General features: G+C 37.4%; 18 protein-coding genes. 7 read left to right on the top strand and 11 right to left on the bottom strand.

Annotated features, from left to right (window positions below):
* The first annotated feature begins 7 nt into the window (after nt 1–7).
* The 6 genes from RM573_RS12470 (at nt 8) to RM573_RS12445 (ending at nt 7,356) form a co-directional block, all read left to right on the top strand.
* Nucleotides 8–1,501, top strand: coding sequence for a DUF418 domain-containing protein (locus RM573_RS12470; protein ID WP_311582460.1), 1,494 nt, complete (start codon nt 8–10; stop codon nt 1,499–1,501).
* Between the two features lie 152 nt (nt 1,502–1,653).
* Nucleotides 1,654–3,339, top strand: coding sequence for a M1 family metallopeptidase (locus RM573_RS12465; protein WP_311582457.1), 1,686 nt, complete (start codon nt 1,654–1,656; stop codon nt 3,337–3,339).
* 110 nt (nt 3,340–3,449) lie between these two features.
* Nucleotides 3,450–4,487, top strand: coding sequence for a tetratricopeptide repeat protein (locus tag RM573_RS12460; RefSeq protein WP_311582454.1), 1,038 nt, complete (start codon nt 3,450–3,452; stop codon nt 4,485–4,487).
* A gap of 106 nt (nt 4,488–4,593) precedes the next feature.
* Nucleotides 4,594–5,166, top strand: coding sequence for a HutD/Ves family protein (locus RM573_RS12455; RefSeq protein WP_311582451.1), 573 nt, complete (start codon nt 4,594–4,596; stop codon nt 5,164–5,166).
* Between the two features lie 120 nt (nt 5,167–5,286).
* Nucleotides 5,287–6,798 (top strand): S10 family peptidase, encoded by a 1,512-nt coding sequence (locus RM573_RS12450; RefSeq protein ID WP_311582448.1) that lies wholly within the window; start codon nt 5,287–5,289, stop codon nt 6,796–6,798.
* 174 nt (nt 6,799–6,972) lie between these two features.
* Complete coding sequence (locus tag RM573_RS12445; protein ID WP_311582445.1) at nt 6,973–7,356, top strand: response regulator; 384 nt, start codon at nt 6,973–6,975, stop codon at nt 7,354–7,356.
* Nucleotides 7,357–7,459: 103 nt separating this feature from the next.
* On the opposite strand, the gene RM573_RS12440 is transcribed toward RM573_RS12445, so the two are convergent.
* The 10 genes from RM573_RS12440 to tatA all read right to left on the bottom strand — a co-directional run bounded on the left by RM573_RS12440 (nt 7,460) and on the right by tatA (nt 18,467).
* Nucleotides 7,460–10,303 (bottom strand): M16 family metallopeptidase, encoded by a 2,844-nt coding sequence (locus RM573_RS12440; protein ID WP_311582443.1) that lies wholly within the window; start codon nt 10,301–10,303, stop codon nt 7,460–7,462.
* 36 nt (nt 10,304–10,339) lie between these two features.
* On the bottom strand, nt 10,340–11,731 hold the full coding sequence (locus RM573_RS12435; protein ID WP_311582439.1) for a M16 family metallopeptidase: 1,392 nt from the start codon (nt 11,729–11,731) through the stop codon (nt 10,340–10,342).
* Nucleotides 11,715–13,055 (bottom strand): M16 family metallopeptidase, encoded by a 1,341-nt coding sequence (locus tag RM573_RS12430; protein WP_311582436.1) that lies wholly within the window; start codon nt 13,053–13,055, stop codon nt 11,715–11,717. The genes RM573_RS12435 and RM573_RS12430 overlap by 17 nt, the downstream gene beginning before the upstream one ends.
* Nucleotides 13,056–13,405: 350 nt before the next feature.
* Nucleotides 13,406–14,446, bottom strand: coding sequence for a porphobilinogen synthase (gene hemB, locus RM573_RS12425; RefSeq protein ID WP_311582433.1), 1,041 nt, complete (start codon nt 14,444–14,446; stop codon nt 13,406–13,408).
* Entirely contained in the window at nt 14,439–15,785 is a 1,347-nt protein-coding gene (locus RM573_RS12420) for a GGDEF domain-containing protein (protein WP_311582429.1), read from the bottom strand. The genes hemB and RM573_RS12420 overlap by 8 nt, the downstream gene beginning before the upstream one ends.
* Entirely contained in the window at nt 15,782–16,570 is a 789-nt protein-coding gene (locus RM573_RS12415) for a TatD family hydrolase (RefSeq protein ID WP_311582426.1), read from the bottom strand. Before RM573_RS12415 ends, RM573_RS12420 begins: the two co-directional genes overlap by 4 nt.
* 10 nt (nt 16,571–16,580) lie before the next feature.
* Complete coding sequence (locus RM573_RS12410; RefSeq protein WP_311582423.1) at nt 16,581–17,129, bottom strand: hypothetical protein; 549 nt, start codon at nt 17,127–17,129, stop codon at nt 16,581–16,583.
* Nucleotides 17,116–17,883, bottom strand: a complete 768-nt coding sequence (tatC, locus tag RM573_RS12405) for a twin-arginine translocase subunit TatC (protein ID WP_311582420.1) — start codon at nt 17,881–17,883, stop codon at nt 17,116–17,118. The genes RM573_RS12410 and tatC overlap by 14 nt, the downstream gene beginning before the upstream one ends.
* Nucleotides 17,883–18,233 (bottom strand): Sec-independent protein translocase protein TatB, encoded by a 351-nt coding sequence (gene tatB / locus RM573_RS12400; RefSeq protein WP_311582417.1) that lies wholly within the window; start codon nt 18,231–18,233, stop codon nt 17,883–17,885. The genes tatC and tatB overlap by 1 nt, the downstream gene beginning before the upstream one ends.
* 3 nt (nt 18,234–18,236) lie before the next feature.
* A complete protein-coding gene (tatA, locus tag RM573_RS12395; RefSeq protein WP_311582414.1) occupies nt 18,237–18,467 on the bottom strand; it encodes a Sec-independent protein translocase subunit TatA in 231 nt (76 codons plus the stop codon).
* Between the two features lie 93 nt (nt 18,468–18,560).
* Here tatA and RM573_RS12390 point away from each other — a divergent pair, with 93 nt between their 5' ends.
* On the top strand, nt 18,561–19,604 hold the full coding sequence (locus RM573_RS12390; RefSeq protein ID WP_311582411.1) for a hypothetical protein: 1,044 nt from the start codon (nt 18,561–18,563) through the stop codon (nt 19,602–19,604).
* 16 nt (nt 19,605–19,620) lie between these two features.
* Here RM573_RS12390 and RM573_RS12385 read toward each other — a convergent pair whose 3' ends face one another.
* On the bottom strand, nt 19,621–22,239 hold the full coding sequence (locus RM573_RS12385; RefSeq protein ID WP_311582406.1) for a bifunctional diguanylate cyclase/phosphodiesterase: 2,619 nt from the start codon (nt 22,237–22,239) through the stop codon (nt 19,621–19,623).
* Between the last annotated feature and the right edge of the window lie 19 nt (nt 22,240–22,258).

Here is a 22,258-nt window from a genome sequence, read left to right as displayed (position 1 = left end):
AGATCACATGGAATCGACAACGAATACAGGGTATGAAACCCCGACACATTTAAGCCCTGTTGAACATATCAACCGTATCCAAGTTATGGATTTATTGAGAGGTTTTGCCATCATAGGTATTTTATTTATGAATATCGAATGGTTCAACCGGCCCATAAATGATTTATTAAGCTTTGACTTAAAGCTAACGGGTTTAGATTGGGCGGCAAGTTGGCTAGTAAAAGTATTTATAGAAGGCAAGTTCTATCGAATATTTTCCCTGTTATTTGGCATGGGATTTGCCGTGATGCTGTTAAAAGCACAAGCAGCCAATAAGCCGTTTGGCGCTTGGTTTAGTAGACGAATGTTGGTGTTATTTATCCTTGGCATCTGTCATTTGATTTTTTTATGGAATGGCGACATTCTTCATGATTATGCTGTTGGCGGCATGTTATTGCTAGGCGTAGTGTTTTTACTTCGCACAAAACGTTTTGCCAAACGTAACCACCCTAACACATATTTAAAAATAGCATTATGGATCATGGCCTTGCCATTGTTTATCGCCATCGCCGTTTCGCTATTTTTTGGTATCACTCGCACTCATCAAATCATGACGCAAGATTGGCGTGAACAAACAACGGTTATAGAACAATCGGAAGTTCAACTGAACTCCATCAAGGAACAAGCAAAAAGACACGCGTTATCAGCCCCTGAGTTAGACACGTCAACACCAATTGAGGAAAACTCAAAGACAGAACAACAAGAGCCTAATTATGAAGATTTAACACCGGAAGAGAAAATCGCTCATCAAATAGAGAGTCGTGTTGACCATAAATTAGAGATGGAACAAAAGCATAATGCTGAAACCGAGGCATTTACTCAGTCGAAGTATGCCGTTGCCACGCAATTTCGGATAAAACAAGCGATGTTTTCGTTAAAAATCACCCCCGTGATGGCGATATTTATCTGTTTACCTTTATTTTTAATTGGTTATTGGTTGGTCGCTAGTGAGCGGATAACTAAACCTGAGTCTCATCAGAATTTCTTTAATATTTTATGTTGGGGCGGTTTGATTATTGGCGTTATTGTCAATATCTCTGGTACATATATAGTGCTACATCCTGCAACTCAAGGCGCGATAGAATTAGAAGTGATCGGCGAGATCCTTCAATATTACGGACAATTAATTTTATCCCTTGGCTACTTAGCTTTAATGGTGAAGTTATCGCAGAAAAGACAATTCCTTAAATATTTTTCTTGGCTGTCTCCGTTAGGCAAAATGGCACTAACGAATTATATTACTCACTCAATAATTCTGACCAGTATTTTTTATGGTTATGCCGGAGGCATGTTTGGACAAATAGCCCGTGCCGAGCAAATGCTTATTGTTGTCGCGATAATTTTCGGCCAAGTGCTGTTCAGTAAATTATGGTTAAATTATTTTAAGTTTGGCCCTTTAGAGTGGATATGGCGATCGTTAACGTACTTAACTTGGCAACCGCTTCGACGTTCAAAAGTCTAAATCAAAACCTTCCTCACTATTCAATATCGGTGGGGAAGCATTAACAACCCTTCCTTACACTGTTACTATTTTGTTGATTAATTTTAACAGTGTAATAAACTCAACATTCAGTGTATATTGTATAACATACGTTTTTTATCATGAGTAAAATAATGAAAACTATCGCTACGATGATGATAAATTGGAGCTTAATTGCTTTGTTTACCATTTCAACTTCTTTAGCTGCCGAGGTGGTTAATGACAATCCTTCGGTCAATCGGCAAGATATCTTAAGAGGTTCAATTACCCCTGAACGTGCATGGTGGGACGTAAGTCATTACCATTTAGACATTCATGTCGAGCCTAAAACCAAAACCATTTCAGGGACAAACACCATAAAATATCGAGTTTTGGCGGAACAACAACGTTTGCAAATTGAATTACAAGCCCCCATGAAGCTCGATAAAGTTATGCAATCAGGAAAAGCACTAGCTGTTCAACAAGACGGCTACAGCTATTTCATTTCAGTCATCGAGCAACACGATATTGGCTCAGAACATCAACTTACCTTATATTTTTCAGGTAAGCCGCAAGTTGCTATCCGAGCTCCTTGGGATGGTGGCATTACATGGAGTAAAGATGAGAAGGGTACCGACTTTATCGCTTCAAGCAACCAAGGAATCGGCGCAAGTATTTGGTGGCCAAATAAAGATCATGCTTATGATGAACCCGACAATGGCGTCACAATTAGTGTCGAAGTTCCCGAGCATTTAGTCAATGTTTCTAACGGTCGATTAATCAAAACAGATCATAATAAACAAGCAAAAACAAAAACCTATCACTGGAAAGTGGTCAACCCTATCAACAATTATGGTATCAATATTAATATTGGTGACTATGTTCATTTTGGCGAAAAGTACCAAGGTGAAAAAGGCCAGCTTGATATGGATTATTGGGTATTACGACACAATTTAGCCAAAGCAAAAAAACAATTTAAAGAAGCAAAACGAACCATTGAAGCCTTCGAATATTGGTTTGGACCTTATCCTTTTTATGAAGATAGCTTTAAGTTGGTTGAAGCACCTTATTTAGGTATGGAACACCAAAGCTCAGTGACTTATGGCAACGGTTATCAAAATGGCTACTTAGGGCGTGATCGCAGTAGCACTGGAGCAGGAATGTTATTTGACTTTATAATTGTTCATGAAGCTGGCCATGAATGGTTCGCCAATAATATTACCCATAATGATATTGCAGATTTGTGGATTCATGAGAGCTTCACTAATTATTCTGAGAGTTTATTTTTGGAATATCATTTTGGACCAGAAACTGCGTCTCAATATACCCGAGGGCAACGACTGAACATTGCGAATCAAACGCCAATAATCGGCCAATATAATGTTCATCAACGAGGCTCAAGTGACATGTATGACAAAGGTGGCAACATGCTACATATGATTCGTCAAATCATCGATGACGACGATATCTGGCGTAGTATTCTTCGGGGCTTAAATAAAGATTTTTATCATCAAACGGTTAACAGCAAGGATATTGAACAATATATTAACCAAAAATCCGCAAAAGATTTTTCAAAAGTCTTTGATCAATATTTACGTGATACCCGCATACCAACGTTTGAATATTTTATTAAAGATAACCAGATGAAATTACGCTGGGGCAATGCCATTGAAGGATTTGATATGCCCGTGAAAGTGAAAATTAACGATAAAATACATTGGTTATCACCAACGACGCAATGGACGACGGTAACGTTAAAAGAAAGCAACCCAAGCTTAGTCGTTGACGCTAACTTTTATATCAGTAGTCAAAATATTTTAGGTTCATCCATTCAAAAGTAGCAGTTATTTTATCAGGTATTCGATAAAGAGAATCATGACATGTTAATGAGATGATTTTCTTTGTTGAATATTTGTTAACCCGTTATAAATTACGCTATAAAGCAAGATAAGTGGGTGAATTTCATTGTAATAGTCAGTCACTTGTTTACTATAAGTTAACCTCAAAAATTACTGCAGACAACGCTATAGAAATGGCTCACAAGATAAATCACAAACAAATAGCTTTTTTCATGCTTTTGCAGGGTTTAGCGATATTTGTTGCAAGTGCTCACCCACAGAAAAAAGTTCCGACTAAATTAAGCTTACCTGTCATTGCAGATATCTGTTTAACCTCGCCTTTTGCGTGTTTACAACACGTGGATGAAGCCCTGTTGTCAGCTCCGCAAAATAGTCGAATATATTTTGAAATTTTACAATATAAGATGGAAGCTCTCTTTAACCTTCAAAGGGGAGATGAGCTATATCAAGAAACTAAGAAATGGTTAAACAAACCGAACCTGCCCTTACCATTTCAAGTCACTAATGCTATTTTTTTTGCTAAAACAGCCTGGCACCGAAATGAAAAAGAAGCCGCTAAAAAAAGTTATTTTTTAGCAAAGTCTCTATTAGCACAAATGAACGAAGTTTATCCGTCACCATTACGACTAGTACAGTTTGCTAATTTGCAACTTCAACTGAATGAATATCAAGAAGCGTATGACTTATTATTAAGCTTAGCTAACAAATACCCGAACAGCCCTGACACACGTTTTATGGTAGAGCTACATGGTAATTTAGGGCATGCTGCAAACCGATTGGGCAATTATAAAAATGCTCTAAGGCATTGGCAAGAAACAAAAAAGTGGGTCTATCTTTTTGATAACAAACAACAAATAGCAGTAGTTTTATTTAACTTAGCCGAAGTTCAACTTAAATTGCTGCAAGTTGATCAAGCTGAAAAAAGTTTTATTGCCGCCATCGCTAATTCAGTAAAAGCTGGAGATCATGTTAAAGCAAATCAAGCTAGATTTCTCCTTCTGCAAACGCAATTAAAATTACGAAAAGTATGTGCCAACAATCCAGTGATGAATGCCTTAGATACTACGTACTTACCTGATAACCCTAAATATAATCTAACACGCTTATCTGCAAAATTAAGCACCTGTTAACCAATATTTTTATGTGGCTTAAACTTAGCGACGATTAAATCGTTGCTATAAATAGCATTCTCAAGGACACTAGTCTTAGATTATTTGTTACTTGCTATACCTCCTCATGATAAACATTATTTCTGCGCAATCATTTAAAGCGATCCCTTGGAAAAATGGTAAAGGAATTACCACTGAACTCGCGATTAATCCAACAGGTACCTTAGACAATTTTCAATGGCGATTAAGTATCGCTACGGTTGCTGAAGATGGCATATTTTCTGACTTTTCAGGGTATATGCGAAATTTAGTGTTAATTGAAGGTGACAGCCTTTCATTAACACATAACGAAAATAAAACCGACACGTTGACTAAGCTATTAGATTTTGCAACGTTTGATGGCGGCTGTAAAACGTTAGGGACTCTACAAAATGGTGCAATCAAAGACTTTAATATCATTACATCAAAATCAGCGTGTGACACTAGAGTAGAGACGTATCCCCGTCCTACACACCAAACAATTAACTTTAATGGTCTAGTGTTCGCTTTTAGTCTAACTAGCGACATTAGTATTCAAAAAAATCGTACTGATCCACAAAGAGTACACCAAGGCGATTTACTGCAACTAAACCATCCCGATAAGATGACTTTATCCGGTACAGACTTGATCTTAGTCTTTATTAAAATCATCAATGAGTAAGTTAGACAACCAACGCAAATTTAACGGTATTCAACGGAAAAACTCTGACAGTAATAAGTTTATACCCTATGCTTGTTATATCTAAAAATAAGCCAAGAACTTAAAAACAAAGGGTTATAAATGATCATGAAAAAATTCATTCAATTCACTCTCCTTATGACTTGTCTTACTTCTTTTGCTTTCGCTGACAATATGCGTAAGTTGGAAGTAGACACAAAAAACCAAACAAAACACACAACCAAGATTAATGGTAAAAAAATTAGCTACACTGCCACTACTGGCACCCAACCAGTATGGGATGATGAAGGTCATCCAACCGCCAGTTTATTTTATACATACTATCAACGAAGTGATGTAAAAGATGACAGTTCAAGGCCATTATTAATTTCGTTTAATGGTGGTCCAGGCTCTGCTTCGGTTTGGATGCACGTGGCTTATACCGGCCCTAGAACTTTGAATGTGGATGACGAAGGTTACCCATTACAGCCTTATGGTGTAAAAACAAACCCTTATTCTGTATTAGATGTCGCTGATATTGTCTTTGTAAACCCAGTGAATACTGGTTATTCACGTGTATTACCCGATAAAGACGGCAAGATGCCATCAAAAGAACAGCAAAAGAAAATGTTTTTCGGGGTAAATGCTGACATAAAATATTTAGCTGATTGGATCACCACCTTTGTTTCTCGTCATGATCGCTGGCGTTCACCTAAGTATTTAATTGGTGAAAGTTACGGTACCACGCGTGTTTCAGGTTTAGCGCTAGAATTGCAATCACGCCAATGGATGTATGTAAATGGTGTGATATTAGTTTCACCGACCGATATCGGTATTAAACGTGAAGGCCCAGTTAAAGCAGCAAATCGCTTACCTTATTTTGCCGCAGCAGCCTGGTACCATAAAGCGTTAAACAGCAACTTACAAAGTAAGTCTTTATTAGAGCTATTGCCGGAAGTTGAAGCTTTTACGATTAATCAATACCTACCGGCCCTTGCTAAAGGCGCATTTATTAGTGAGCTAGAAAAGCAAACGATTGCCGATCAAGTTGCGCAATATTCAGGTCTATCTAAGCAAGAAGTTTTACGTAGTAATTTAGACATCAGTAATGCTTATTTTTGGAAAGAGTTATTACGCGATCGTGAACAAACAATTGGCCGTTTAGATTCGCGATATTTAGGTATCGACAAAAAAGCCGTCGGCGCTAGACCTGACTATAATGCAGAATTAACGTCTTGGTTACACAGCTTTACGCCAGCGATAAATTACTATTTACGTGAAGAGCTTAACTATAAAACAGATATCAAATACAACATGTTTGGTAATGTTCATCCATGGGATCGTTCTAAAAATAATACGGGTGAAAACCTTCGTTTAGCTATGGCGTCAAACCCTTATTTAAACGTTATGATCCAATCCGGTTATTTTGATGGCGCAACTAATTATTTTGATGCGAAATATACCATGTGGCAGCTAGATCCAAGTGGAAAAATGAAAGACCGCTTATCATTTAAAGGTTATGAAAGTGGTCACATGATGTATCTACGTCATGAAGATTTAAAAACGTCAAATAATGACATTCGTGCATTTATGAAAAATACTTTACCGAGCAAATCTAAAGCCGCTAAGTATTAAATATCCCTAGCTCATTGGTAAAGCCTTACTGACAAGGCTTTACCTTTTTTATCAATAAGTTATATTTAAAAAAGCCCGTCAAAAACCTACCCTTCGACTTAGTTATAAAATCTTTACAAGTGATCAGTATCTATCTAGTATTAATTAAAATACTAATTTATGAGATAGAAAAACATGGCAGAGTCATTAGAAACGAGCATTTTAATCGTCGATGACAGCACCATAAATACGCGAATCATTGCTAAAATGATCAGTGATTTGAACCATCAAGTGCTCGTTGCTAACAGTGGTCCAGAAGCCTTAAAGTTACTCACCACATTTAAACCAAGTTTGATTTTACTCGATATAAATATGCCAAACATGGATGGTTTTGAATGTTGTAAACGTATCAAAAATTCAAGCAGCAGAGCAGACATACCGATTATTTTTATTTCAAGTTCAGATTGTCCACACGATCAAATAACAGCTAAAAAATTGGGTGGCGCGTGTTATTTAACAAAGCCAGTTGATGCAAATAAGTTACTAAAAGAAATAGAATTTCATTTGCCTTGGGCATAAATCGGCGTGTAAAAAAGGGTTAATCCACTGGTGATTAACCCTGCAAACTAATTTCTAAGTTGTTCGAGACTTTAAAGCGATAATCTCTAACAATACTCGTTATTTAAATATCATAATTAACCACTTGATAACCTAGCGCTTCAAGCTGCGGTTTTAATGTTTTGGCATCTCCCACGACCACCATAAACATATCCGCAATATTTAAGTGTTTTTTCGCTAACGCGTTGATTTCTTCTTTTGTGATAGTCTCTACGATATTCGCGCGTTGTTTAACAAAATCGGCGGTTAAATCATGCTCTAAAATTTGCGCCAAAAAGCCTAATTTAGCGCGTGGCGTTTCATATTTTAAGGCATCTTTTTGATTAATAGCATTTCGCATAAAGCTTAACTCTTCATCGGTAATGCCGTTGTCATGATATGCCTGTATTTCTTTTACAAATTCCACGATAGATTTATCTGTAGCATCGGCACGCACTTCCGCAGAAGCCGTGTAGTTACCCGAAAATTTATCAGCACTAAAATAAGAACGAGCTCCGTAGGTGTAGCCTTTATCTTCACGCAAGTTTAAATTTATTCGGCTATTAAACGCGCCGCCTAAGGCAAAATTCATCAAGTAAGATTTATAATACTCTCCGGTAATGTCTTGTGTAATTGAGCGTTTACCGATGCGAATAGCTGATTGTGCCGCTTCATCCTTATTAACCAAATAAATAACGCCTGTTTGGGTATCAGGTTCAGCTAACACCAGTGATAGCTTTTCGCCTTTTCCTTGCCAAGCACTAAATACATCAAGGGATTTTGATAAGGCTTTTTCTTGCAAGTCTGATACAACAATAAGCTGGCTATCAAATGGTTTTACCTGCTGTTGGTAAAAGGCTTTTATATCATCCAGAGAAATGCTTTTAATGCTCTCTTCGCTACCTTGACTAGATATAGAGGCGATATTGTCAGCTTGTAACAATTGACGATAAGCTGTTGATGCTAAATAGCCTGCATCTTTTTTATTATTAATAATTCCTTGAATAGCATTACTTTTATTACGGGCAAATTCAGACTCGATAAACGCTGGCTTTAATAGTTTTTCATTTACTAAAAGCAAAGTAGCGTCTAAATTTTTAGTTAACGTGCTCACGTTAACATTCAAGTATTGATTACCAGCTGAAATACTTACTGAGCTACCCAGCTTTTGTAAGGCATTACTCATTTCTTCGGCACTACGTTCCGTCGTCGACTCATTCAACGCACTTGCGAGCAATGAAACAACCCCGGCTTTTTCTTTATCCGAATAGTAATGACCAGCAGGTATTTTCAATAATAATGTAGTAGTAGGCGTTTCAATGCTTTGTGTACCTAAGACTTTAATGCCATTGGCCAGTGTTTTTTGCCACATTTTTGGTACTTCAACCGCTTTATTCGCCCCAGATGTTGGAATTACACTACGATCAAAGTTGTCTTTTGCTTTACGAATGACAAGCTCTTCAGAAGATGTCTTAGATAATACGCCTGCACTTCTTAATGGCGGGGTAAAATTATCTTCTGCAGCAATTAATTCCGTTTTACCTTTTGGAATAACGCTCATAATGACACCGTGTTGACCTTTGATGTATTGTTTAAACACTCGCATCACATCGGCTTTAGTGACATTTGCGTAACGCGCAATATCTTGAGCAATATAATTTGGATTACCTTTAAAGGTTTCGTTAGAAGCTAATGTACTGACTTTTCCTGCTACACTCTGTAGGCCAAAGACATAGCTTGCTTCCATACTTGCTTTAACTTTTGTTAAATCATCATCTTCAACACCACGTTCTTCAAACTCTACAAGAGTATCTCGGATCACTTTTTCAATATCAGCAAGCGTCTTTCCCGATGCCGGATGAGGTAAAGCAAATAAATTAAAGGTACAGGCTAATTCTGCACAAGGGTGACTTACAGAAGCTTGAACAGCCAATTGATTTTTAACTAAATTCTTATAAAACAAAGAAGTTTTACCACCTCCTAAAATACTAGAAAGAACATCCAATGGCGCTTCATCTTCGTGACGAATAGACACGGTTGGATAAGACATATATATCAGAGGTAAGTGAACATTATCTTCCATCGAAATATAGCGATCTTCTGCTACTGTCACGGTCGGTTTTTCAGGCATTGCAACCTCAGGACCACGCGGAATCGTGCCGAAATACTTATTCACTAAGCTTAGCGCTTCTTGTTCATCAATATCGCCACCTATGGTTAACGTCGCATTGTTTGGGCCATACCATTTTAAGAAAAAGGCTTTTAAGTCATTTACGTTTACGCGATTAAGGTCTTCCATATAGCCTATCACTGGCCATGAATATGGATGACCAGCAGGGTAAAGTGCTTCAGAGACACGTTCATTCAATCGTCCGTATGGGCGATTATCAACCCGTTGACCACGTTCATTCTTTACGGTTTCACGTTGTACTTCAAATTTCTCTTGTGTCACCGCATCAACTAAAAAACCCATTCTATCGGCTTCAAGCCATAGCATTTTTTCAAACTGATTTGCCGGTACGGTTTGGAAATAATTAGTTCTATCGCTGTTCGTCGTACCATTCATGGTACCGCCAGCTTCCGTGACTAATTTAAAATGTTGTTCATCTTCAACATTTTCGGAGCCTTGAAACATCATGTGTTCAAAAAAGTGAGCAAATCCCGACTTTCCTATTTCTTCACGTCCTGAGCCAACGTGGTAAGTCATGTCAACATGCACTAATGGATCGGAATTATCTTGATGCAAAATTACCGTCAAGCCATTGTCTAAGGTATATTTTTTATATGGAATAACCGTTTTACCTGACTGTGCTTTGACTTCTTCAATAAATTTAACTCCTGACGGCAATATATTTTCCTGGATAGGCGTGCTCGCTTGTTCACAAGCGCCTAAACAAGCAATGACTAAAGCAATGCTCCACTTTTTCAACAGACTTCTCCTTTTAATTTTTTATTCAATTTTATGTTATTTAGTATTAAAACCAATATCATTAATGTTCACTTCAACTATTTCACCATATTTAGTCAATTTATCTCGTATAGCATCTGCTTGGCCAATAACAACAAATTGTAGGTTTTCCTGTGGAAAATATTGCTGAATCAGTTGCTTGCTCTTTTCAGTAGTTAGCGAGTCAACTTGTTGTTCAAAGGTATTAATAAAGCTTTCATCAAACTGATAGCCATACATATTTACCAGTAACGAGGCAAGCTCACTAGAGGTTTCAAATTGCGGTGGAAATTGACCTTTTACGTACGCTTTTGCTGAGTTTAAAGTATCATTATCAATACCTTTTTCCCACAACCTAGCATAAGTTTGCAATGCTAAATCAATGGCCTCAACCGTAGTATCAGTTTTAGTAAAAGTTGATATCGCAAAGCTACCGTCTTGACTGTATGAATTAAAACGACTTCTAGCGCCATAGGTTAAACCTGCATTCACCCGTAATTCATCGTTGAGCCATGAAGTAAATCGAGCGCCTAAAATAGTGTTTATCACTGAAATACCAACCCGATCCGGATTGCTTTGCGCAATCCCTTTGCCGCCTATTAAAAACGTCGATTGGCGAGCGTCAGGTTTATTTACCAACAATACTTTTGACTGCGATGCCTTTGCCACTTTGGCAATTTGGGTGGCTGTAACTTGTTGAGTATTTTTCCAACTTGCAAACAAAGACTTCAGTTGTTTTTTCATTTGCTGACGGTCAAAGTCACCCACAACAATCACGGCACTATTACTCGGCTGATACCATTGTTGATAATGTTGTTTTAACTGTTCCAATGTCAGTTTTTCAATAGATTGGCTATCGCCTTGTACGACAGAGCCATAGCCTTGTTCACCAAAAACAAGCTGGTTGAAATAGTGATTAATCACCGCACCAGGGCGTTCTTTACTTTGCTGTAAGTTTAAAATATGTCGTTGCTTTATTTTGTCAAACTCACTTTTATCGAAACGAGGAGCGGTGACCAGATCGCGAACTATAGGTAAGATTTTTTGTTGATCTTTGCTTGCAAGGGAAGCACCAAGAGTGACAAACTCTAAATTTGCACTACTAAAAATGTCAGCTCCGACAAAATCGATCGTTTCATCTAGCTCACTTTTATTTAACGATTGTGTGCCCAAAGTAAGATTTCTGGCGGTAAAGTAATTTAAGCCCGCGCGTTTTCCATCTTCAATGGCTCCTACTTTTACCACAACACTAATATCAATTAATGGAACTTCTTTCTGCTCCATTAAATAAATCACTAAGCCATTGTTTAATTTCAATTTTTCATAGGTGGGTAAAGTATACTTTGCCAGACTAACTGCACTAAAAACCGTAATACTCAGCAAGAATAAATAATTAAAGATCCGCATCATTGCTGTCCTCTTGTGAAGATAATACACCAACTGTTCTATTGGCTTTTTTCAAATATGTTTTAGCCACTCTTTGTACGTCTGCTAACGTGACTTTGCTATATTCTTGTGGAGCAGTGAATAGCTTTTTATAATCACCAAAATAAATTTCATAGCTACCAATGGTATTAGCTTTACCGTTAATGGTTGCCATTTGACGATAAAAATTCACCAGCTTAGTGTTTTTAACTTTTTGTAACTCTTGCTCGGAAATACCTGCTTTAATTATGCTATTTATTTCAGCAATAATACTTTTTTCTAATTGTTGTGCACTCACATCTTTTGCTGCTACGGCATAAATATAAAATAGGTTAGGGTCAATCGACTCAGGTTGATAACTAAAAACTGAACTGGCAACTTGCTGTTCATTCACCAATGCTTTTTGCAAACGAGCACTATCACCTGTTGTTAAAATATCATTTAAAATTTCGAGCGCGTAAAAGTCTTGATGTTGAGTTTCAGGGACATGATAAGCCATTAAGATATTCGGTGTTGTGACCGATTTTTTTTGTAAATAAACCCGTCTTTCACCTTTTTGCTCGGGCTCTACAGTATGGACTTTTCTAGGCGCTGGTTGAGCAGGAATAGGCTCAAAGTATTGTTTTGCTAATCGCTTTACTTGTTCAACCGTTACATCACCAGAAATAACAACTACGGCGTTGTTTGGTGCATAATAAGTTTTATGGTATTGCTTTAAATCTGCTAGGCTCCAATTATCGATGTCTGATTGATGACCAATAACAGACCAACTATAAGGGTGAGCGCGAAAAGCAGCATTTTTAACTTCAACAGAAATACTACGATAATTTGAATTTTCAAGGCCTGTACTACGTTCCGAAGTTACCACACCACGTTCACTTTCTACCATTTTTGCATCTATGGCTAAATTGGCGATGCGATCAGCTTCTAAATCAAAAATAGTTTCAATGGCAGACACAGGAAACCAATTCGTATATACCGTTAAGTTTTCAGTGGTGTAAGCATTATTGCTTCCACCGGCAGCCTCCATAGTACGATCAAATAATTTAGGACCATATTTTTTAGCGCCGTTAAACATCATATGTTCAAAGAAGTGTGACAAGCCTGTAATACCAGGGTATTCATTTCTCGAACCCACTTTCCAAAACAGATACATATTGGCATTAGGAATAGAATGATCTTCTAATACCATAATTTTCATTCCATTGTTTAAGGTAAATGTTTTGACATCCTCAGCTTGGGTTACTGCTTGTATTGGCTGACTAATGCACAGCACAATCAAAGCAATAATCGTCAATAACGACTTCATATAATACTCCGTATTACGTTCTTGAAAGGTAGTTGATAAGTATGCATTGATTCTCATCATGTATATAACAAAAATTTAACATAAATTAACAGTCGGCGCTTACCTATTCTGCTGGAATGTTTAAAATACACGGTGAATGGTGATTTAATCAGTGAAGCTGATGTTTAACTTAGAATATTTTAGAAAGTTATCAAGCGAGGCGGCAAAGAGATTGCCGCGAAAATAACAAATCAATAGACGATAAAGAGTCTCTGCCGCTTAAATCATTTCACGTGAAAAGTCTTAAAGTACAAAGAACAATCAGCGCATTAAGACAGTTATTTATTTCGATGAACCACGCTTTGCTATGTTTACTGAGTGTCTTCGTGTATCCAACGCGCAACTTGTTTGGCAAAGTAAGTAAGAATTCCGTCTGCACCAGCTCGTTTGAACGCTAATAAGCCTTCCATGACACAAGGTTTTTCTGCCAACCAACCGTTTTGAATAGCAGCCATATGCATCGCATATTCACCACTGACTTGATAAGCATACGTAGGCACTTGAAAATTATCTTTTACCCGACGGACAATATCTAAATAGGGCATTCCAGGTTTCACCATAACCATATCAGCCCCTTCAGCAATATCTTGCGCTATTTCATGTAAGGCTTCATTACTGTTTGCAGGATCCATTTGATATGAGTGCTTATTGCCTCCTTTAATATTTCCAGCAGAGCCAACCGCATCTCTAAATGGGCCATAATAATTAGAAGCGTACTTTGCTGAATACGCTAAGATGCGAGTATTCACAAAGCCATGTGCCTCTAGTGCTTTTCGAATAGCACCAACTCGACCGTCCATCATATCTGAAGGAGCCACAATATCAGCGCCTGCCTGAGCATGAGAAACCGCTTGCTTAACTAACACATCTTTAGTGATATCATTTAAAACATATCCTTCATCAACACCGTTTAATCCATTGTCGCTTGTGCCCAAAATCCCATCTTGACCATGTGTCGTGAACGGATCTAAAGCAACATCAGTAATGACGCCTAATGTAGGGAATTTTGCTTTTATTGCCCGCACGGTTCTTTGTGCTAAGCCATCAGGATTATAAGCTTCTTCCGCCATTAACGATTTTTTATCATTAGGGGTAACTGGAAAAATAGCGATAGCAGGGATGCCTAAATCAACCAGCTCTTGTGCTTCTTCAAGAAGCAGGTCAATACTTTTTCGTTCGACACCAGGCATTGATTGTATTGTTTCTCGCTGATTTTCTCCTTCAAGCACAAACACCGGATAAATCAGGTCATTTACCGTTAATTGATGCTCTGCCATTAGACGCCTTGAAAAGTCATCACGACGCATTCTACGCATACGACGCGCCGGGAACTGACCAAACTCATTATTCATCATTTTCTCCTGATTGCGAGCGAGAGGTTGTCGCAACAATTTCTTTTACTTGCACTTGATTACGGCCATCAGCTTTCGCTTGATATAAAGCTTTGTCAGCACCGTCAAATATATCGATAGGGGCAATATCTTTTTGCTGTTGATAAGTACAAACACCACAGCTAATCGTTAAGTTTATCGACTGACTATCAAAATCAAATGGTGTCGAAAACACTAATTCTCTTAATTCTTGCGCAAAAGCTACCGCGCCATCTGTGTTAGTTTCGGGTAAAATAAGACAAAACTCTTCCCCACCATATCGACAACCAATATCACTACTACGACGCAAAACTTGCTTAATTAATTGACCCAATTTTATCAAGCATTTATCACCTGCAGAGTGTCCATAGTTGTCATTGATTTTTTTAAAATGGTCAATATCAACCACTACAAGGCTCAGTGGGGTTAAATTACGTCGACTTCGTCTAAATTCAGCTAATATTTTTTGATCATAGAAACGACGGTTATATAAACCGGTCAATTCATCTAGCGTATTTTTTTCTTTGAGTTCTCGATTCACTTCTTCGAGCTCTTGTAAGGCAATATTTAACTCAAGAGTGTGCTCTTGAACACGAGACTCTAATAATTCTTGGTCTGCTTCTTGTTGCACTAACAATTTTTGATAGGCAGCTTGATACTGTTCAGATTCGGCGACAGCTTCTGCCTTTGCGGCGGTCATTTCTGCTCTTGATAATGCTGCCTGTCGATTTAATACATACAAAAACATCAGTGCTAGTAACCAATAACATGCACTGAAAATTTCACCATTAAACGAGTGCCAGCCAAATAAAATGATATTGCTTTTAACACTGATAAGATAAATAGCAGAAAGTGCAGTGAAGTAGGGCACTAAGTCATGCTTTTGTTTTACTAAGATATAATTTACCGTTAGCAAAATAAATAAAGTTAAAAATAAGGCGATATGAGTCAATAAATAAACGCGTTCTATTGGTGCAAATGTGGTTAATACGCACAGTAAAACCACTAAGATATTTAAATACTTTACCGGATAATTTTTTAAATTTAGCGTTAAAAAAAGCTGTAAAAACATCAATAAAAAAGGGATGGAAAACAATAATAACAGCGTCAATGTTGTGAAATTGCCACTCATTTCAATGGAAGAAAAAAAGTGCACCTTCTGTATGGCTGAAAGTGAGAGGGATGTCAGTAAAAAATAGCCCGACAAATAACCATAAGTTTTAGATTTATTCACACAAAAAATACTAAATAGCACAATGGCAAGCGTGAAAATTCCGCCCAAAGCAATACTATCAATAAAATATCGCGCTAAAGTATTCATTGTATTTGCCACGCAAAAACGTGTTGAGCATTTTGATAAGTACTATGCATAATTTCTGAAGCAGAGTAAGGCGTCAACTCTGCTAACGCAGCGACCACATAAGGTAAATAACTGGGTTCATTTCGACTGCTTTTCGGCTTAGGACGAATACTTCGAGGCATAAGATATGGAGCATCAGTTTCAATCAACAAACGTTCGAGTGGAATATATTTCACAATCTCTCTTAGTATCTGACCTCGACGTTCATCACATAGCCACCCTGTTATGCCAATATACATATCAGCATCTAAACATTGTTTTAGTTGTGATAAGTCTCCAGTAAAACAATGGCTCACCATTGCAGGAATTTTACCTATATATGGTTTTAGGATTTCAAACCATGGCTGAAAAGCGTCTCGTTGATGTAAAAAAAGCGGTAGGTTAATTTCACTAGCAAGCGTCACTTGTTGCGCAAAAACCTGTTGTTGGTTTTTTGGTGTTGAAAAGTTGCGGTTAAAGTCTAACCCGCATTCGCCTATTGCCTTAACATAATGATGTTTAGCTAACTCACGCAATTGCTCAATAAAGTTATCTTCAACTTGATCGGCATCATGAGGATGAACGCCAGCGGTACAAGCTAAAAATGGCGAATGTTCATGACAAAAAGACAAAGCCTTCTGACTTTCAGTAACATTTGTCCCGGTCACTAAAAGCCCGTTGATATTCGCTAATTTAGCTCGCTCAATTACCGCTGACCTGTCTTTGTCAAAGCGTGTGCTAGTTAAGTTAACACCTATATCTATCAAAATAAGTTCACTATTTTCTGCGTTTAACTTTAATTCTTCTTTTTTGCTTCTCTGTTTTTAAATATATAACCCCAAGCATCCCTTTAGATAATTTCACACGATCCCCAGGTAAAACCTTTAAGAAATTATCATCGGTCTGATACCACACTTGTCCATTTTCAAACGTGATAACGAGTTTATTGTGCAGCACTTTTTTTACAGACTTCACCGTAAAAAATACTTCGTCGATACTTTCTTTCGCTTTCTTTAAATGCTCTCCACCAAAGTCATCAACTTTGTTTGCTTCTTTCGATTGTTTTACAACCATAGGTTTAGTTTGGCTAGGGCGCGCAGCAACAAGATCAGACGGATGCTTTTTCGGTTCAGTTACTCTCACCGCAACTGGTGGCTTGGTTGTACGGCTACTTTTTAATGATTTAGCCAGGGTGTCATAACAAACTAACCTTTTGAGGCTATCTTTAATGCCAGCACATTTTTGTATATCTGTTATAGGATCAGCCTGTACATGACTGATAGCCAAGCAAACAACAACAAAAGTAACCAGTTTATTTAGATTCATTTTCAACTTCCTCGGAGTGCTCTTCGTCTTCACTCTCTTTATAATAAATGGCTGAAATAAGCACGCCAACTTCAAACAATAACAGCATAGGTACCGCTAATAATGTTTGCGAAATAATATCTGGCGGCGTCAACAACATACCAATAACAAAAGCTCCCACAACTACATACGGTCTTTTCAGTCGTAAACTTTGTGGTGTGGTAAAACCAGTCCAGCATAATAAAATAATCACGATTGGAATTTCAAATGCCACGCCAAAAGCAAAAAATAACTTTAAGACAAAATCGAGATAGCTACTAATATCCGTAGCAATATTCACCCCTTCCGGAGCAACTGAGGTAAAGAAAGCAAAAACGATTGGAAAAACCACATAATAAGCAAATGAAATGCCGCCATAAAACAGAAAACTGCTGCCAAACATCAAGGGACCGACTAATCTTTTTTCATTGCGGTACAAACCCGGAGCAATAAATGACCAAACTTGATACAAGATATATGGCATAGCAATAAATATTGCTAAAACAATGGTTAATTTGAACGGTGCAAAGAACGACGAGGCAACATCCGTCGCAATCATTTGTCCACCTTCAGGCATAGTGGCAATAAGTGGCTTTGATACATACTCATATATATCATTGGCAAAATAAATCATCGAACAAAACACGATTAAAACAGCTAACACTGCTTTTAGTAATCGAGATCGCAACTCTAACAGATGATCAAATAATGTGTATTGCTTTGTGGATGAGCTCATTAATTTTCGTTTTCTTTATTGCTGCTAGACTCAGTTTTATTCTCAATAACCGTGTCTTTTTTATAAGGATGATTCACGGATTCTGCGGCTTCTTGTAACGTTTTTAAAGACTCAGCCACTTCAGGCGACAAATTTTGTAAATTCGCATCTTCCGCTTTTTTTAAATTTGCATGAAGTTCCTGAATACGTAGCTCTTCCGTTAATTCTGTTTTGACATTGTTACTAAAACTTTTTACGCCACTGATCCAACCGCGCACCGTACGAATTGCCACAGGTAATCGCTCTGGTCCTAAAACCACTAAACCAATAATAGAAATTAGCAACAATTCCCAAAAACCAATATCAAACATCAGTTATACTTTTTCTTTATCTTTAGCTTCTGCTTCAACTTTCGCTTCGCTATTAGAGCTATCCGCTAAGGCCTCATTCTTTTCTGACGTATTTTCGTCATCTGTTACTGACTTTTTAAAGCCTTTAACTGCTGTACCAAGGTCTGAGCCTAAGTTTCGTAATTTTTTAGTACCGAATAATAAAACCACAATGACGGCAATTATCACTAATTGCCAAATACTTATACCACCCATAAAAAAAACTCCTATAATTCAAGTGAATCCATTATAAAGTTAATTGAAAAAAAAGCACCATTTAGCCAAGTAAAATATGAGGTAAAACAAACTTTGCAACAAAAGTTACTTTTTAATTTTTCTAATATCGGTTTTTCATTGATAGTTGCTTGCTTTATGGTAAGCAATACTTACGCACAAGCGCACGAACAAGTGAGCACATCTGATACCAAGATTTCAAAACAACAAAACGAGAAGAGTCACTCATTACAAAAAAACACCAACAGTTCCCACAGCAATGAAGATTACCTTTGGATGGAAAGTTTACATCAATCCATTTCTAATTCTGTTTATCAATCAGCTGTTTGGTTTGATAAATTTTTTCTTGATGAGAACACAGAACAAGCAACCCCTAGAACAAATGCCAGAATACGTATCGGTTGGGAGCCTAAAGCTCGAGATTGGAGTGAAATAGACACACGGTTTCGTATCAAAGTGAAACTGCCCCATTTTAAAGATAAGATCGATTTAATTTTATCGGATGATGACGAGCTTGATCAAAGTAACCTGCCATTAGACTCTCCTAAAGCACATCAAGAAGGTAACGAAGAAAACTTTGCGGCCGCGGTAAGGTTTACCCATAAAAAAGATAAAAATCGCTTACTCGAGTCTCGAATCGGAATTTCTGGTGGCGATATCTTTGTTAAAGCACGCCATAAACGACGTTACACTTGGGATAACACCCATAGCTTTAGGTTTGAACCGTCTTTATATTATTTTATTGATGATGGGTTAGGTGCTAAGCTTTTTCTTGAATACGATTACCAACTTAATCCGCAATCGCAATTAAGGGTTAATTATAGCATTCGAGGCTCAGAAGCTTTTAGTGGTATCCGATGGAAGCATAGTTTTTATAAATTAACTCAATTAGAACAAAATGCTGCAACTATCCTTGGATTAAAAGTAGAAGGTGAACGTAATGGCGAAAATGGCTTTTTAATTGATAACTATACTTTAAGTTATCGTTATCGCTTTAACGCAATAAAAAGCTGGTTATATTTTGAAGTTGAACCTTTTTTGGAATGGTCTGAACAAGAAAATTATACCACCACACCAGGATTAGCTTTAAGGGTTGAAGGCTTTTTTTATAAAGGATAACTAGTTTATTATCCCGTTATGCTCTCGCTTTCGGTAAGTCTTGATTGATTTCTGGCGATTTAGCTATCTTTTCTGGGCGACTGATATGATAACCTTGGCCAAATTCACACCCCACTTTTTGCAGCTTATCTAACATATCTTGTGATTCTATCCCTTCTGCCACTAATCGATAGCCAAACTTACTACCTAATTCATGGAGCGCTTTCACTAAAGATATATTGTCAGTATTGGAGTTTAATGAGCGAATAAAACTGCGATCTAACTTAATAAATTCAAAAGGATAACTATGTAAAAAGTTCAATGATGATAAACCGGCCCCATAATCATCTAAGGCTAGTTTCACACCAAACTCTTTTAACTTTCTTAATCCTTTTAGCGCTAGTTCTGCATGTTGGCTAAATGCTGACTCATTAAACTCTAAGATTAACCGTTCAGGTTCAACCGTATTGACTTTAATTAAGTCGATTAAGTGCGCAAGTTGATTTGCTTGTGTCAGATGTCTACCAGATAAATTAATGCCTATAAATGCATGTTGGTAGTCTTCACTCGTTTGCCAACTCTTAAGCTGTAAACAAACTTCTTCGATTACCCAAGTTTCAATATCAAGAATCATCCCTGTTTCTTCCGCCATAAACAGAAATTCACTCGGCGTTAATAAGCCTTTTGAGGGATGTTGCCAACGTAATAAGGCTTCAAAGCCAATTGTGTTTGAAAATTCAAGATCAGAAATTTGTTGATAATGTAACTCAAATTGCTTTTCTTTTATCGCGATACGTAATTCTTGTTCAAGTGTCATACTGGCAATAAGTTGCTCACGCATGCTTTCATCAAAGAAAACATAACGACCACGCCCCAAACTTTTAGCTTGATACATAGCGGCGTCAGCATCACGCAAAATCTCATTAGAATCATTATATTGCTGACCACATAAGGCAATCCCTATGCTGGCATTTGAGTACAAGGTATGACCGTCTAATTCAAACGGTTTTTCAATAGCGCTAATGATTCGAGAGGCTACTTCTTCCACATCGTCTTGAGACTGCAATGAATCTAATAAAATAACAAATTCATCGCCACCTAATCTGGCTAATATGTCGTTATCCCTAACACAGTCGCTTAAGCGAGCGGCAATTTCAATCAAAAACTCATCACCGGCATGATGCCCTAAAGTGTCATTGATTACTTTGAATCTATCTAAATCGATAAACAATACCGCAGAGCGATTTTTTGGATGACGTTTTAAATGACTTAACGCATAAGCTAATCGATCTGAGAACATGGCCCGATTGGGTAATTTGGTTAACGCATCATGATTCGCTTCAAAATATAATTGCTTTTCAGCTTTTTGTCGTTCTTCAATTTGCATACGTAAATTAAGGTTCGTTGCCTGTAACTCTTGTGTACGCTGATTGACTATTTTTTCTAATTGTTCATGACTTTGCTGCACCGCTTCCTGAGCTTTTTTCCTAATAATTGCCGAAGCAATATGTTGGCTAACAAATCGAATTAATTCTAAATCACAATATTGATACGCATGCTCGTCTTGATAATGTTGAATGGCTAATACACCAATAATTTTACCATTTTCAATAAGTGGTGCGCCTAACCACGCCTTAGGTAATTGTTTAGCGGGGTAATTTAATGAGAATTTTTGTTTAGTGACTTTGCCTTGCGCCGATAATATATAAACATTCTCATCAACAATTAATAACGGTAAGCCGGTTTTAATCGCCAACTCAGTTAATCCATTGGCAAATTTTCTTGGCTGGGGGCTGGAGACTTTTTCATCTTGATAATAAGGAAAAGATAACTCTGTATCATCATCAGAGATTAATGCAATATATAAGTTTTTTGCTGGTAAAAAGCTATTCACCTCACCATGCAATATTTCATAAAAACTATTGATATCTTTAGTTGATGAAGAAAGCTCAGATATCGCCAATAAAGCTTTATGCATTTTAACGGCTTTTTGGCGTTCAGCAATTTCTTGTTGTAATTTTACATTGGTAGCGGTTAGTTTTTGTGTTCGTTGACGAATGTTTTTTTCAAGTAACTCTCGACTTCGTACCCGATCAATCGCTGTGACTAAATGTTCGGCAATAAATTCTAATAATTGGCAATCTCGGTCATCAAAAAATAACTTTTTATCGTAACTCTGTAGTGCGATTACGCCAATCGTTTGATATCCACGCTTTAATGGTACACCTAACCAATCAACACAGGGTGAACCATGAAAGGCTATTTTTTCAGTACGTACCAGTGCCATTCTTTCTGCTGAACTGCAATGAAAAGATTCACTCTCTTCAAACACTAACCCGGTAAGTGTATGTTGCCAGTGGTTAATGTCAAAGTGCGCGAGTAATTGTTCTTCTTTCGAATTATGGCTATAAGCAAGGGAAAGTTGGCGAGATCTATTTAACAAAACAATATGAAAGCTATCAGTCACTAAAAGCATTTTAATCACTGATTCAAGAGCACGATAAAAAGATGCCATATCCGTCACTGTACTTGCCAGTTCAGACAATTGCAGTAATCCCGATTGCATCGTTTTTATTTGACGATATTTTTTTAGTAACGATTTTAGCTTAGGTAGTTGGCGCGCAGCTTGAATATCGTTTTTCGCCTTTACTTCCATTAAGGCTAACCCATTTAAT

Origin of the sequence: Thalassotalea castellviae, assembly GCF_031846185.1 — a bacterium.
Lineage (GTDB): Bacteria > Pseudomonadota > Gammaproteobacteria > Enterobacterales > Alteromonadaceae > Thalassotalea_H > Thalassotalea_H castellviae.
Note: the sequence above shows the minus strand (reverse complement) of the source record. Positions and strands in the feature narration are given on the sequence as shown.